This is a genomic window from Enterobacter sp. BNK-22 (assembly GCF_048684805.1).
GTDB classification, from domain to species: domain Bacteria; phylum Pseudomonadota; class Gammaproteobacteria; order Enterobacterales; family Enterobacteriaceae; genus Enterobacter; species Enterobacter quasiroggenkampii.
In genome coordinates this window covers 3178435-3191647 of the sequence record NZ_JBLQTT010000001.1, presented here as the reverse complement: position 1 = coordinate 3191647, position 13213 = coordinate 3178435, and the positions used below count along the sequence as shown (strand labels likewise).

Sequence of the window (13213 nt, the reverse complement as noted above, 5' to 3'; positions counted from 1 at the left end):
ACACAATTCATACCCTATCAGTATGTCCCCCTATTCATGCAGTTTGAGTGAATAAGGCGCTTCATTGAGGAAGTCAGTTTCTATGAAAAACGTTAAAGTCAGCCTGGCCTGGCAGATCTTAATTGCCCTTGTGCTGGGCATCTTGCTGGGCAGTTACCTCCACTATCACAGCGACAGCCGCGACTGGCTGATTGCGAACCTGCTTTCACCGGCAGGGGATATCTTTATTCATCTGATCAAGATGATTGTGGTACCAATTGTGATCTCGACGCTGGTGGTGGGTATTGCGGGCGTCGGCGATGCGAAGCAGTTAGGTCGTATTGGTGCGAAAACCATTATCTATTTCGAAGTGATCACTACGGTTGCGATCATTCTCGGTATCACCCTGGCGAACGTGTTCCAGCCGGGTTCCGGGATTGATATGTCGCAGCTGGCTACGGTGGATATTTCGAAATACCAAAGTACAACCGCTGACGTGCAGAGCCATGCGCACGGCCTGATGGGCACTATCCTTTCTCTGGTACCGACCAACATCGTGGCCTCGATGGCGAAGGGCGAGATGTTGCCTATTATCTTCTTCTCGGTCCTGTTTGGTCTGGGGCTCTCCTCTCTGCCCGCGACGCACCGCGAACCGCTGGTAACCGTGTTCCGCTCTATCTCCGAGACCATGTTTAAAGTGACCCACATGGTGATGCGTTACGCGCCGGTAGGGGTGTTTGCGCTTATCGCCGTCACCGTGGCGAACTTCGGTTTTGCCTCCCTCTGGCCGCTGGCGAAGCTGGTGATTCTGGTGCACTTCGCGATCCTGTTTTTTGCGCTGGTGGTGCTGGGCATCGTGGCGCGTCTGTGCGGGCTGAGCATCTGGATCCTGATCCGTATCCTGAAAGATGAGCTGATTCTGGCCTACTCCACGGCAAGCTCTGAGAGCGTGCTGCCGCGTATTATTGAGAAGATGGAAGCCTACGGCGCGCCAGCGTCGATCACCAGCTTCGTGGTGCCGACCGGTTACTCCTTTAACCTGGATGGCTCCACGCTGTACCAGAGTATCGCCGCTATCTTTATTGCCCAGCTGTACGGCATTGATCTGTCGCTGTGGCAGGAGATCGTCCTGGTGCTGACGCTGATGGTGACCTCTAAAGGTATCGCAGGCGTACCGGGCGTTTCGTTCGTGGTGCTGCTGGCGACGCTGGGCAGCGTCGGTATTCCGCTGGAAGGTCTGGCATTTATCGCCGGTGTGGACCGTATCCTCGACATGGCGCGTACGGCGCTGAACGTGGTGGGTAATGCACTGGCGGTGCTGGTTATCGCCAAGTGGGAACACAAATTCGATCGTAAAAAGGCGCTGGCGTATGAACGCGAGGTGCTGGGTCGTTTTGATAAGACTGCCGATCGCTAACCTCTTAAGCCCGGTGGCGCTGCGCTTACCGGGCCTGCGGGTCTTGTAGGCCGGGTAAGGCGAAGCCGCCACCCGGCACTTTATTCTCCGCTCAACGCATCAAACTCTTCACATCCCGTATCAAACCCTTCAGTACAGCTCAGGTTCAACCAGTACAGTGCTTTCTGCTTATTTGGCGTGATAAAGCCTTTCTCACCGTGCCTGAACAACATCCCTGCCCAGTACTCGGCGTAGCCGGTACGCGAAAGGGCTGAACTCCGCTTGAACCACGAGGCGGCCTGCACATCATCCTGCGCTACCTCGACGCCGTTGGCATAAATGAGTCCCAGCAGCAGTTGCGCATCGACCGCAGAGTCGCTGTCGATATCTTCGGTTGCCGTTTGCAGCAGCCTGATGGCCTGGGGATAGTCCGTTTTCCCCGCCTGAGTATTTACCAGAATGCGCGCCAGCATGATCGCGCCGCGTTTGCTGCCAGCAATGTTTGCCTGTTGGGCCAGGGCTTTGGCCTGTGCGTAATCTCCCTGCGTAAAGAGGATTTGCGAGAGCAACCCCATGGCGTCGACATCGCCGCCTTTCGCGGCTTTCTCGGCCCACAGCGCGGCCTGCTTGCTGTCGCCGGAGCTGAAGTACGTATCGGCAAGATAATACTGGGCACGCGCATCACCGGCTTCCGCCTGTTTCCGATACTGGCTGCCTATCTCATCCGCGCGGGCGAAGGACGTTAAAAACACTAACAACAGAAAAATGGCTTTCATGGATTCTTATCATCTGGGTACACGCCGCGCAGTATAATCGCGGGCGCAAAAGAAAAAAATGGGTGCATTAAGACCTCAGCATCCTACAAGCCGGGCGAAACCGTTGTTCCGCCCATAGAGGTTAGCCTGGGTTGCAGGCTAATTTAGCCGCCACCTCCTGATGTTCACTCTTTATTGAAAACTCGCAGAGCCTGCCGCGAGTAATAAAGGTAAAGATCACTATCGTCAGGCAAACAATAAAGACGATGCCTAACGCAGTTTTTAATGGCGTCATGCCTTTTACTCCTTGTCAAAAAAAGAATAAGAGGCTACTCTCAACCTGTTGGGAGTTGAGGGAGTAGCCTCGGGTAAATAAAAATTTCCCGGGGCTTTCTACTTTCTGTCCCTCAACAATGCTCAAGACAGAAAGTCTTAAGCACCCGCCGCATATCTTATCTCGCTGAATTAAAATGCAAAGATGTAATTTCTTTTCGCGAAAATTACATTATTTCTGCGAGCCGCTTTCCAGAATAATAATTTCTATTTCTTATGAATTAATCGAAAATAAAATGGGAGTGAATATATCACTCCCTTTATTAAACGATAAATTAACGACTTCAACCCATTGCGCTTTCGCGCAGTCGGGCTTTCAGCTTGTTATATTCGTCGATCACGTACTGTTCCGCCGCGTGCTGATCCGCAATCGGCTCAACGTTGACGGCGCTGTATTTATACTCCGGCGTTTTGGTTATCGGGCTTAAATTCTCCGTTACCAGCTCGTTGCAGGCACCAATCCACCACTGATAGGTCATATAGACCGCCCCTTTGTTTGGACGATCGCTGACCTGCGCACGGGTGATGATCCGCCCTTTGCGCGAATTCACCCACACCAGCGCCTCGTCCTCAATACCGAGGCGTTCCGCATCGGCGGTGTTGATTTGCGCATAGCCCGGTTCGTCCGCCAGTGCCGCCAGCGCGGCGCAGTTGCCGGTCATCGAACGACAGGAGTAGTGGCCCACTTCACGTACGGTGGAGAGCACCATTGGATACTCATCGGTGAGTTTATCAATGGGCGCGACCCAGTCGCAGGTGAAGAATTGCGCCAGCCCGTTCGGGGTGTCGAATTTCTCCTTAAAGAGATAGGACGTGCCTTGATCGGCCTCCGACTCATCCCGGCACGGCCACTGGATGTATCCCAGCTCACCCATTTTTTCATAGGTGGCGCCGTAGAAGTCCGGGCACAGGCTGCGCAACTCGTCCCAGATCTCCTGGGTGTTGTTGTAGTGCATCGGGTAGCCCATACGGGTGGCGATTTCGCTGATAATCTGCCAGTCCGTTTTCAGATCCCACTTCGGCTCGACTGCCTTGAAGAAGCGCTGGAAGCCGCGGTCGGCCGCCGTGTAGACGCCTTCATGCTCGCCCCAGGAGGTCGACGGTAAAATGACATCCGCCGCCGCCGCGGTTTTGGTCATGAAGATATCCTGGACAATCACCAGCTCCAGATCCTCAAACCCTTTACGCACTGCAGAGAGCTCGGCGTCGGTTTGAAGCGGATCTTCACCCATGATGTAGGCCGCACGCACTTCGCCATGCGCCGCGCGGTGCGGCAGTTCGCTGATGCGGTACCCGGTGTGTTCCGGCAGGCTTTCCACGCCCCAGGCCTTCGCGAATTTGGCGCGGTTCTCCGGGAACTTCACGTACTGGTAGCCAGGATAAGTATCCGGCAGCGCGCCCATATCGCAGGCGCCCTGCACATTATTCTGACCACGCACCGGGTTCACGCCAACGTGGGCTTTACCCAGATTACCGGTCAGCATCGCGAGGCTGGTCAGAGAGCGCACGGTCTCCACGCCCTGGTAGAACTGGGTCACGCCCATGCCCCAGAGGATGGCGGCGGTTTTCGCCCCGGCATACATCCTGGCCGCCTGACGGATCGCCTGCGCACTGACGCCGGTTATCGCTTCAACCGACTCTGGCGTGTAGCCTTCGACTATTTTCTTATACTCTTCAAAGCCTTCCGTACGGGTCGCGACAAACGCCTGGTCGTACAGGTTCTCCTCAATGATGACGTGTCCCATTGCATTCAACAGCGCGATGTTCGAGCCGTTTTTCAATGCAATGTGCATATCCGCAATGCGCGCGGTTTCAATTTTGCGCGGATCGCAGACGATGATTTTCGCCCCATTCTGTTTAGCGCGAATAACGTGGTTCGCGACGATAGGGTGAGAATCCGCCGGGTTATAACCAAAGATGAAGACGAGATCGGTATTATCTATCTCGTTGATGGCATTACTCATTGCGCCGTTACCGACCGACTGGTGCAGACCTGCAACCGATGGGCCGTGTCAGACGCGAGCGCAGCAGTCGACGTTATTGGTACCAATAACGGCGCGCGCGAATTTTTGCATCACATAGTTGGTTTCATTTCCCGTCCCGCGGGAAGAGCCGGTGGTCTGGATGGCATCCGGGCCATACTTGGCCTTGATGGCGCTCAGGCGCGTGGCGACGTAATCCAGCGCCTCGTTCCAGGAGACGGCTTCCAGCTTACCGCCGCGCTCGCGGCGGATCATAGGGGTTTTCAGGCGCGGGGTAAGGATTTGGGTATCGTTAATAAAATCCCAGCCGTAGTAACCTTTCAGGCACAGCGTGCCCTGGTTGGTTTTCCCCTGTGCGGCCTCCGCCCGGACGATTTTGCCGTTATCGACCACCAGGTGGATCTTGCAACCTGAGGCACAATAAGGGCAAACCGTGACGACTTTTTTCATCAGTCTGCTCCAGTTAATCGAATCGTTCGCACCCACTATGCAGCTTCTATGCCATGTTTTTTGTATGGGTATCCCCTGACTTTACGGCCCATTCGGGGTAAAAACCCTGACAAAAAGCAGCCAATCGTCAAAATTGACGTGTCGACAGGGCGGCGGATGTGACATGGGTTGAATTTCCGTCACTGAAAAAACCTTTTGACTGGAGCCGACGGCAGAATAGTTCAGACTTAACATAATCCCCTGACGGAAGCATACGATGAAACCGGCGATTCTGGTGGTTGATGACGATACGGCAGTCTGCGAACTGCTTCAGGACGTGCTGAGCGAGCACGTCTTTAGCGTGCTTGTCTGCCATAACGGCCAGGATGCGCTGCGCCGGGTACAACAGGAGCCGGATATCGCGCTTGTGCTGCTGGATATGATGCTGCCGGATATCAACGGCCTGCAGGTTCTGCTGCAGCTGCAAAAGCAGCGTCCGGCGCTACCGGTTGTGATGTTAACCGGGCTGGGCAGCGAGTCAGACGTGGTGGTGGGGCTGGAGATGGGGGCCGACGATTATATTGGCAAACCGTTCAACCCGCGCGTGGTGGTTGCCCGCGTGAAAGCGGTGCTGCGCCGTACGGGCGTGCTGGCGGCGGAAGCTCCCGCAGCGCCCGTCGCGGGCATTGCGTTTAACGGATGGACGCTTGATACCACCCGCTGCGAGCTGAGCGATCCGCAGCGTAATCCTGTGCCCTTAACCCAGGGCGAGTACGGCCTGCTGCTGGCGCTCACGCAAAATGCCCGTCGGGTGCTGAGCCGTGACAGGCTGCTCGAGCTGACCCACAGCGAAAGCGCCGACGTGTTCGATCGCACGATTGACGTGCTGATCATGCGCCTGCGCCGGAAAATAGAGGCTAACCCGCATCAGCCTGCGCTTATCAAAACGATCCGCGGGCTGGGTTACGTGTTTGCCACCGATGTGAGCCGGCCCGAACAGGCGGCATAAGACTTACGTTATCGCCGGAACAATGATGGCGGCAAAGATTGCAGCGATGCACAGATACTTGAGGGCGTAATAGGCCTTACGGTTTCTTTTTTTCAGACGCTGCCCCCGCTCGCGGCCTGCATGAACGTATTTAAAAATACGGTTAATGCCGCCAGTGCTGTCATTCTCGTCATTCGGTGAGCTGGCTGCAGACATTAGCGTGGTTCCCACCCAATGGTTAACCGCCTGCGCCCAGCGCCATTTCATCGGACGCTCAATATCGCAGAAAAGAATAATGCGCGTTTGATCCGTTTTATTCTCTGCCCAGTGGACATAGGTCTCATCAAAAATAACGGCTTCACCATCCCGCCAGCTGTGGCGCTGCCTGTCGACTTCAATAAAGCAGCGATCGTCATTCGGTGTGAATAAGCCCAGATGGTAACGAACCGAGCCCGCGTACGGGTCCCGGTGCTTGCCAAGCTTCGCCCCCGCCGGCAGCTCGGCAAACATGGCCGCCTTCACCGAGGGGATTTCACTTACCAGCCGGGTGGTCACCGGGCATAAAGACTGCGCGGAGGGATGGGCATCGGCATACCACTTCAGATAAAAACGTTTCCAGCCGCGTTTAAAAAAGGTGTTAAAGCCAGCGTCGTTATTATTTTCCGCCGCCTTAATATGATGCTGCAAACGCAGGGCCTCTTCGCGAATAACCAGCCAGTTTTCCGTCAGCTTATTTAATTCCGGGAAGCGTTCTGTTTCAAAGAAAGGCTGCCTGGCGGGCAGGGAAGAAAACGCTGTCATAAACATATTGATGGGCGCCATGAACGTCGAATGGTCGAAGAGCTGACGAGAAAGCGTCTGTTTTTCTTTGCCGCGTGAATGCGCATAAATAACGCTGATAATGAAAATACCGATGATGATGGCTGCGAACATTTTTCCCTTGTCCTCTTTCTATCTCATTTCGGAAAAGCGTGCGGACAGTGTGCTGCCCACGCCGAATATGCCAGATGGAGAAAGTGTAGTTCGGGGATGTAAAATTCATAGAACTGTAATGAAATATCGCAATTATTGTTAAATTACACGCTCTCGCGAATAAACGCCTGCAGCTCGGCCAGCGTTTTTGCACCGTCAATCGCATTGGCCGCCAGCAGGCTTGCCCGCGCGCAGGCGTGCGCCAGATAAATACTCTCTGTCAGCGGCAGCGATTCATGGCAGCCGTATAAAAAGCCCGCGCAAAAGGCATCGCCCGCGCCGACGCTGCCGATAATCTCTTCCTGCTCCAGCATCCATGACGGGATCCAGCGACCCTCTTCACCGCGGGCTTCTCCCCATGCGCCTTCCGGGCAGTGGATCACCACCCGCTGGCGTACGCCTGCCGCCAGCAGCTGCGCCGCGGCATCGGCGATATGGGCAATGTGCGGGGCGTCGTTTTCGTCACGCATTGTCAGGCCGCTAAACTCACCGGCCTCCAGCTCGTTAATCACCAGATAGTCGAGATGGCGCAGGGCAGGGAGCACCAGCGGCTGATAGCGTGGGTCACCCTTGCGGGAAACCAGGTCGAGCGAGGTTTCATACCCCTGGTCGCACATTTGTGCCAGCAGCCGCGCGCTGCGGGTGCCAAATTCGTCATCGGGCATATCCAGGCTGTCGAGCAGCAGGAGATAGCCGAGATGGAAGATCTTCATCGATCCGTCTAAGCGATCGAAAGCGGGAAGATCCAGCAGGCGGTTGGCCCCCGGTGAGTGGAAAAAGGTGCGCTGTCCGCTGGGATCGGTCATCACCTGCGACATGGAGGTTGGCGCAAAGGTGGTGCGCTGTACGCGCTGGCGGTTGACGTGGTACTGGTCGAGCATCGCCAGAATGTAGTCTCCGTCGCTGTCTTCGCCAATCAGCCCCACCGCCTGCAGCGGCAGGCCAACGTGCATTTTCGCCAGCGTCAGCAGGACGTTGAGCGGCGCGCCGCCGGTTGAGCGTTCGCTGTGGGTGATTTCCGCCAGCCAGCCGCGCTCCGGCCACTGCACGATCTGGTGAACGTGGTCCACCAGCATATTGCCTGCGGCGATGATGCCTTTGCGTTCCATTATGCCTGCCCCGCGCTGCCAAAGATGCGCATCTGTTCGGCGACCGTATCCGTAATTGCCTCTTCTATGCCCAGCAGCAGCTCGGCAAACTCGTCGTAGAGCGGCTGGCGTTTTGCCATACGCTGCTCCACGGCGGCGAGCGCGGCCTGCGACATCCCGGTATAGAAATTGATTTTATGAATGCCCAGCTCGATGGCGCGGCGGAAGTCGGCATCGCTAATCCCGGAGCCGCCGTGTAAAACCAGCGGCAGTCCCGTCTGTTGACGAATGGCGTCCAGGCGAGGGAAATCGAGCTTCGGCTCGCCTTTATACTTGCCGTGTGCGTTGCCGATGGCGACGGCCAGCGCGTCGATGCCGGTTGAATCGACAAATTCGCGCGCCAGCTGTGGATCGGTGAAGAAGGCTTCATCCGCATGTCCGTAAAGCGCGCCGCCTTCATCACCCCCGACCGCGCCCAGCTCCGCCTCCACCGAGACGCCCACCGCATGGCACATCTTCACCACTTCCCGCGTCTGGCGGATGTTTTCCTCATAGCTCAGCGTAGAGCCGTCGAACATCACCGAGCTGAATCCCAAGCGCAGGGCGCGCACCACGGCCTCGAAATGCAGGCCGTGGTCGAGGTTAAGCACCACGGGAATAGCGTGACGGGCGGCTTCGAACTTCACCGCTTCGACAAGCGAATCCAGCGACACGTACTTAAAGTGCACTTCGGCGATATTGATGATAAACGGCGAGCGCTCCTGCTTTGCGGCGGCGAACAGCGCGCGCAGGAAGTGGGAGTCGAGCACGTTAAATGCGCCCAGCGCATAGCGGTGTTGTCTGGCGTGGGCAAGACCGTCGGCAAGAGAAATCAATGGCATCATTCACCCCTTATATCCGAAACAGGTTGTACTCGTTGCACAGTACCAGCAGCGCCGGCTCGTCTTCTTCGATGTTGTTATAGCGGGCAACGGGCTGCAAAAAGTGGTTGTCGTGTTCATCGTCATTGACCGAGGATACTTCCCCGACCAGCACGTCGCCGAAGCCGCGTTCGCCCCAGAAACTGTGGTAAAGACCGGGCGTCAGGCAGATGCTTTCCCCTGGCGTGAGGCGCAGCTGGCTGCCGGGGGCGTGGGTTTGACGGCAGCCGTCGACGGTGACCGTCACGTCGGTGTTTTCCGTCTCTTCATGCGCCCCGGCATTCCATAATTCCACGATCAGATTCCCGCCGCCCCGGTTGATGATGTCTTCCCGTTTACGCCAGTGAAAATGCATCGGTGTGACCTGGCCGTCCCGCACGTGCATGATTTTTTCGGCATAGTTTTTTTCATACGGCACGCCGTTAGGCGAGCCGTTGCGCAGGGTAAACAGCGTCAGGCCCTCAGCGGCAAAGTTATTGCCGCCGAATGCCGTCACGTCCCAGCCGAGCCTGAGGTCGAACACTTCCTGCCATGCGGCCTGGTCAAGCTGCTGCCATTTCGTTGGCGGAAAGCTGGCAAAAGGCGGGAGATGAACGTCGTGCATGGAGAAAAACTGCCGCGTGTGGCCGAGGATTTCATTGATGTCGGAGCGTTTCATGGGGACTCCTTGAAAACAGTTCCCTCTCCCTGCGGGAGAGGGAAAAGGATCATTTAACCGTCCACCCCTTATACGTGCCGACGTTCTTTTTATCGATCATCGTCACCGGGATCAGCACGGGCGCTTTCGGTGCAGGTTTGCCCTGGAGAATGTCATAGCCGATCTCCACCGCTTTTGCCGCCATAACCTGCGGATCCTGCGCCGGGGTCGCCACAAACAGCGAGTTTTCGCGCTTCAGCGCTTCCTCACCGTCCGGTGAACCATCCACGCCAACGATAAAGAACTCATTACGTTGAGCCTGTTTCGCGGCCAGATCGGCGCCGATCGCAGTCGGATCGTTAATCGCAAACACGCCGTCGATCTTCGGATTGGCCGCCAGCAGGGAGGTCATGACTTCCAGACCGCCTTCACGACTGCCTTTGGCGTTCTGGTTATCCGAGAGCACCTTGATATCCGGATGTTTTTTGAACTCCGTCTGGCAACCTTCCACGCGGTTTTGCACCGCTGAGACCGGCGGTCCGTTGATGATCACCACGTTGCCTTTCCCTTTCAGGCGGTCGGTAATGTACTTACAGGCCATCTCACCCGCCTGGGTGTTATCGGAGGTGATGGTCGCATCAGCCCCTTCCGCCGCGACGTCAACCGCCACGACCACGATCCCGGCGTCCTTCGCGCGCTTCACCGCCGGGCCGATCCCTTTGGAGTCCGCGGCGTTGAGGATGATCATGTCCACTTTCGCGGCGATGAAGTTGTCGATCTGCGCCACCTGCTGGCCCAGATCGTAGCCGCTGGAGACCAGCGTCACCTTGACGTTATCCCCCGCCAGCTTGCGCGCTTCCAGCTCGGCACCTTTGGTGATCTGCACGAAGAACGGGTTAGCCAGGTCACCCACCGTCACGCCAATGGACTTCAGATCTTTCGCCTGCGCAAACGGCGTTGCGGCAAGCAGCGCGCCAGCACAGAGCGCAGTTACTAACGGTTTCAAACGCATCTTGTCTTCCTCACTCGTAGGGTATTGTTGTTATGCACTTTGATGGTGTCGGGTACGGTATTTGTCGATCAGCACCGCAATGATGATCACCGCCCCTTTGATCACCAGCTGCCAGAAGTAGGAGACGCCCATCAGCGTCATGCCGTTGTTCAGGGTGGCGATGATCAATGCGCCGACCAGCGTGCCGGTGATCGTGCCGATCCCGCCGACAAAGCTGGTGCCGCCGAGGATCACCGCCGCAATCGCATCCAGCTCGTAACCCGTGCCGAGGTTGCCGTTAGCGCTGTAGAGGCGTGAGGCGCTCATGACGCCGCCGAGGCCGGAGAGCAGGCCGCTCATGCCGTAGACAAACAGCAGCACCAGCCAGACCTTAATGCCCGTTAAGCGCGCCGCCTGCATGTTGCCGCCCACGGCGTAGATATGAACGCCGAGCGTGGTACGGCGCAGGATGAACCAGCACACCACGATGACCGCCAGGGCGATCACCACCAGCCAGGGAATTGGGCCGAGATAGTTATTGCCGATCCACTCGAAGTTGATGTTCGAGTTAATGACCGTCGTGCCGTCGGCAAGCAGGTATGCCGCGCCGCGCAGCGCCGTGTAGGTGCCGAGCGTGACGATAAAGGGCGGCAGCCCGGCAAAGGCCACCAGCGCGCCGTTAAACAGGCCCAGCACCATGCCGAGCATCAGCGCGGCCGGAATGGACAGCCCGGCGAATTCAGGAATGAGCGATACCACCATCGCGGCTACCGCCGTGGTGCCGAGAATCGACCCCACGGAGAGGTCAATCCCGCCGGTGAGGATAATGAAGGTCATTCCCGCCGCCAGCACGATGTTGATCGACGCCTGACGGGTAATGTTGAGCAGGTTGCTCTCGGTAAAGAAGTTCGGGGCAATAAAGCCAAATACCGCCACAATCAGGATAAGAATTGGCAAAATACCGACCGTTTGCATCAGATCGCTCATCAGCATTTTTTTGGCGGAGGCGGATTTCGCCACCTGCTGCGGATGGGTTGGAGTTGTCATGATTGCACCGCCTGATGATGAGTGTCGTTCACGCCGGTTGCCAGCGTCATAATGTTTTCCTGAGAGATGTCGCGCCCGTGGAGCTCGCCCGCAATGCTGCCTTCGCGCATCACGTACACCCGGTCGCTCATCCCCACCACTTCCGGCAGCTCGCTGGAGATCATCAAAATCGCCACCCCTTTGCGCGCCATCTGGTTCATGATGCGGTAAATCTCGCTTTTCGCCCCGACGTCCACGCCGCGCGTGGGTTCGTCCAGAATCAGAATGCGCGGGCCGATGGCGACCCAGCGGGAGATGAGCAGCTTCTGCTGGTTGCCGCCCGAAAGCCCGCCCGCGCGCACCTGAGCATGGGGCACGCGGATGTTAAGCAGGGTGATGGCGTCATCGGAGATGGCCTGCGCTTTTTTGCGGTTTAACATGCCGAAGGTGGCGTCGCGCTCCAGCGTCGCCATGGTGATGTTCTCCTGCGCCGCCAGCTCCAGAAACAGTCCCTGCTCCTTGCGGTTCTCGGTGAGAAAACCGATGCCATTTTCGATGGCCGCACGCGGGGAGTGGATCACCACCGGCTCGCCGTCGACCTCAATCATGCCGCCCGTGGCTTTGCGCACGCCGAAGATGAGTTGTGCCAGCTCGGAACGTCCGGCCCCGACCAGCCCCGCCAGCCCGACGATTTCGCCGGAACGCACCTGCAGGCTGCAGGGTTGTACTTTTTTACCGTCGGTGAGGTGATGCACGTTGAGGCGCGGGCTGCCGAGGGGGATATCACGCTCCTTGTTGAACAGGTCGCTTAACGGTCGTCCCACCATCATGCGCACCAGCTCGGAGGCGTTGAGCTTGTCGCGCGTCAGGCTGCCGACGTACTGCCCGTCGCGCAGAACGCTGACGCGGTCAGAGAGTTCATACACTTCCGCCATGCGGTGGCTGATATAGATGATCGCCATCCCTTCATCGCGCAGGCGTAAAATCAGTTCAAACAGGCGATGCGTTTCCCGCGAGGAGAGAGCGGCGGTGGGTTCATCCATCACCAGAATGCGGCTATTGCGGTGCAGCGCGCGGGCAATTTCTACCTGCTGCTGTTCGGCGATGGTGAGCTTCATCACCAGATCGGTGGCGCTGAACTGTGCGCCGAGGCGGTCAATCACCGCCTGCGCCTGGGCAGCCATCTCTTTGCGCTGCACCATCCCGCCGCGCGACAGTTCGCTGCCGAGGAAGATATTTTCGGCTACGGTCAGATTGGGCGCGAGCTGCATCTCCTGATAAATCAGGGTGATGCCCGCGGCCAGCGCATCCTTCGGTCCTTTAATGTGAAACGGCTGACCGTCAATCAGGATCTCGCCGTGGGTGGCGGTATAGGCCCCCGCGAGGATTTTCATCAGCGTGCTTTTTCCCGCGCCGTTTTCACCCATCAGCGCGTGGATCTCACCGGGAAAAACCGTCAAATCCACACCCTTGAGCGCGTGGAAACTGCCAAACGTTTTGGCAATGTTGCGCATCTCTAATACCGGGGTTCTGCTCATGGCGGATCTCCTGTGAATGCCGATTTCTGCACTTCATCACAGGTGCGTAAATGCAAAATGTCAGAAGCTGTTCATATTTGTCATAGTTATGAATATTTTTACCCTCACCCCAGCCCTCTCCCTGAAAGGGAGAGGGAGCAAATCATCCCCTCGCCCCTTTGGGGAGAGGGTTAGGGTGA

Annotated in this window: 12 protein-coding genes; 2 read left to right on the top strand and 10 right to left on the bottom strand. The window is 57.2% G+C overall.

The genetic code is table 11. The features are described 5' to 3' along the window. Nucleotides 1-82: 82 nt before the first annotated feature. Nucleotides 83-1396 (top strand): glutamate/aspartate:proton symporter GltP, encoded by a 1314-nt coding sequence (gene gltP, locus ACMGGE_RS15115; RefSeq protein ID WP_045909183.1) that lies wholly within the window; start codon nucleotides 83-85, stop codon nucleotides 1394-1396. Between the two features lie 80 nt (nucleotides 1397-1476). Here the strand turns inward: gltP and ACMGGE_RS15110 are convergent, their stop codons facing one another. From ACMGGE_RS15110 to fdhF, 3 genes are all read right to left on the bottom strand, one after another. Next, complete coding sequence (locus tag ACMGGE_RS15110) at nucleotides 1477-2151, bottom strand: tetratricopeptide repeat protein (protein ID WP_420293922.1); 675 nt, start codon at nucleotides 2149-2151, stop codon at nucleotides 1477-1479. A gap of 121 nt (nucleotides 2152-2272) precedes the next feature. Continuing rightward, nucleotides 2273-2425 (bottom strand): Hok/Gef family protein, encoded by a 153-nt coding sequence (locus ACMGGE_RS15105; protein ID WP_008500037.1) that lies wholly within the window; start codon nucleotides 2423-2425, stop codon nucleotides 2273-2275. 322 nt (nucleotides 2426-2747) lie between these two features. After that, nucleotides 2748-4895, bottom strand: coding sequence for a formate dehydrogenase subunit alpha (gene fdhF / locus ACMGGE_RS15100; protein WP_420293921.1), 2148 nt, complete (start codon nucleotides 4893-4895; stop codon nucleotides 2748-2750). Nucleotides 4896-5151: 256 nt separating this feature from the next. On the opposite strand from fdhF, the gene ACMGGE_RS15095 reads away from it, so the two are divergent. Next, complete coding sequence (locus ACMGGE_RS15095; RefSeq protein ID WP_262752520.1) at nucleotides 5152-5883, top strand: response regulator; 732 nt, start codon at nucleotides 5152-5154, stop codon at nucleotides 5881-5883. 3 nt (nucleotides 5884-5886) lie between these two features. Here the strand turns inward: ACMGGE_RS15095 and lpxO are convergent, their stop codons facing one another. The 7 genes from lpxO to ACMGGE_RS15060 form a co-directional block, all read right to left on the bottom strand. Continuing rightward, complete coding sequence (gene lpxO, locus ACMGGE_RS15090) at nucleotides 5887-6795, bottom strand: lipid A hydroxylase LpxO (RefSeq protein WP_008500041.1); 909 nt, start codon at nucleotides 6793-6795, stop codon at nucleotides 5887-5889. A 143-nt stretch (nucleotides 6796-6938) separates the two neighbouring features. After that, on the bottom strand, nucleotides 6939-7943 hold the full coding sequence (locus ACMGGE_RS15085) for a carbohydrate kinase family protein (RefSeq protein ID WP_196365651.1): 1005 nt from the start codon (nucleotides 7941-7943) through the stop codon (nucleotides 6939-6941). After that, nucleotides 7943-8803, bottom strand: a complete 861-nt coding sequence (locus ACMGGE_RS15080) for a ketose 1,6-bisphosphate aldolase (protein ID WP_420293920.1) — start codon at nucleotides 8801-8803, stop codon at nucleotides 7943-7945. Before ACMGGE_RS15080 ends, ACMGGE_RS15085 begins: the two co-directional genes overlap by 1 nt. Nucleotides 8804-8813: 10 nt before the next feature. Continuing rightward, nucleotides 8814-9500 carry a D-lyxose/D-mannose family sugar isomerase gene (locus tag ACMGGE_RS15075; RefSeq protein ID WP_045909188.1) on the bottom strand — a complete coding sequence of 229 codons (687 nt, stop codon included), beginning with the start codon at nucleotides 9498-9500 and terminating at the stop codon, nucleotides 8814-8816. Nucleotides 9501-9549: 49 nt separating this feature from the next. Then, entirely contained in the window at nucleotides 9550-10491 is a 942-nt protein-coding gene (locus tag ACMGGE_RS15070; protein WP_021242935.1) for an ABC transporter substrate-binding protein, read from the bottom strand. 30 nt (nucleotides 10492-10521) lie between these two features. Continuing rightward, the gene (locus tag ACMGGE_RS15065; protein ID WP_048030254.1) at nucleotides 10522-11517 is read right to left on the bottom strand and encodes an ABC transporter permease subunit; all 996 of its coding nucleotides are present in this window, start codon (nucleotides 11515-11517) and stop codon (nucleotides 10522-10524) included. Continuing rightward, on the bottom strand, nucleotides 11514-13034 hold the full coding sequence (locus ACMGGE_RS15060; RefSeq protein ID WP_196347366.1) for a sugar ABC transporter ATP-binding protein: 1521 nt from the start codon (nucleotides 13032-13034) through the stop codon (nucleotides 11514-11516). The genes ACMGGE_RS15065 and ACMGGE_RS15060 overlap by 4 nt, the downstream gene beginning before the upstream one ends. Nucleotides 13035-13213 lie beyond the last annotated feature (179 nt).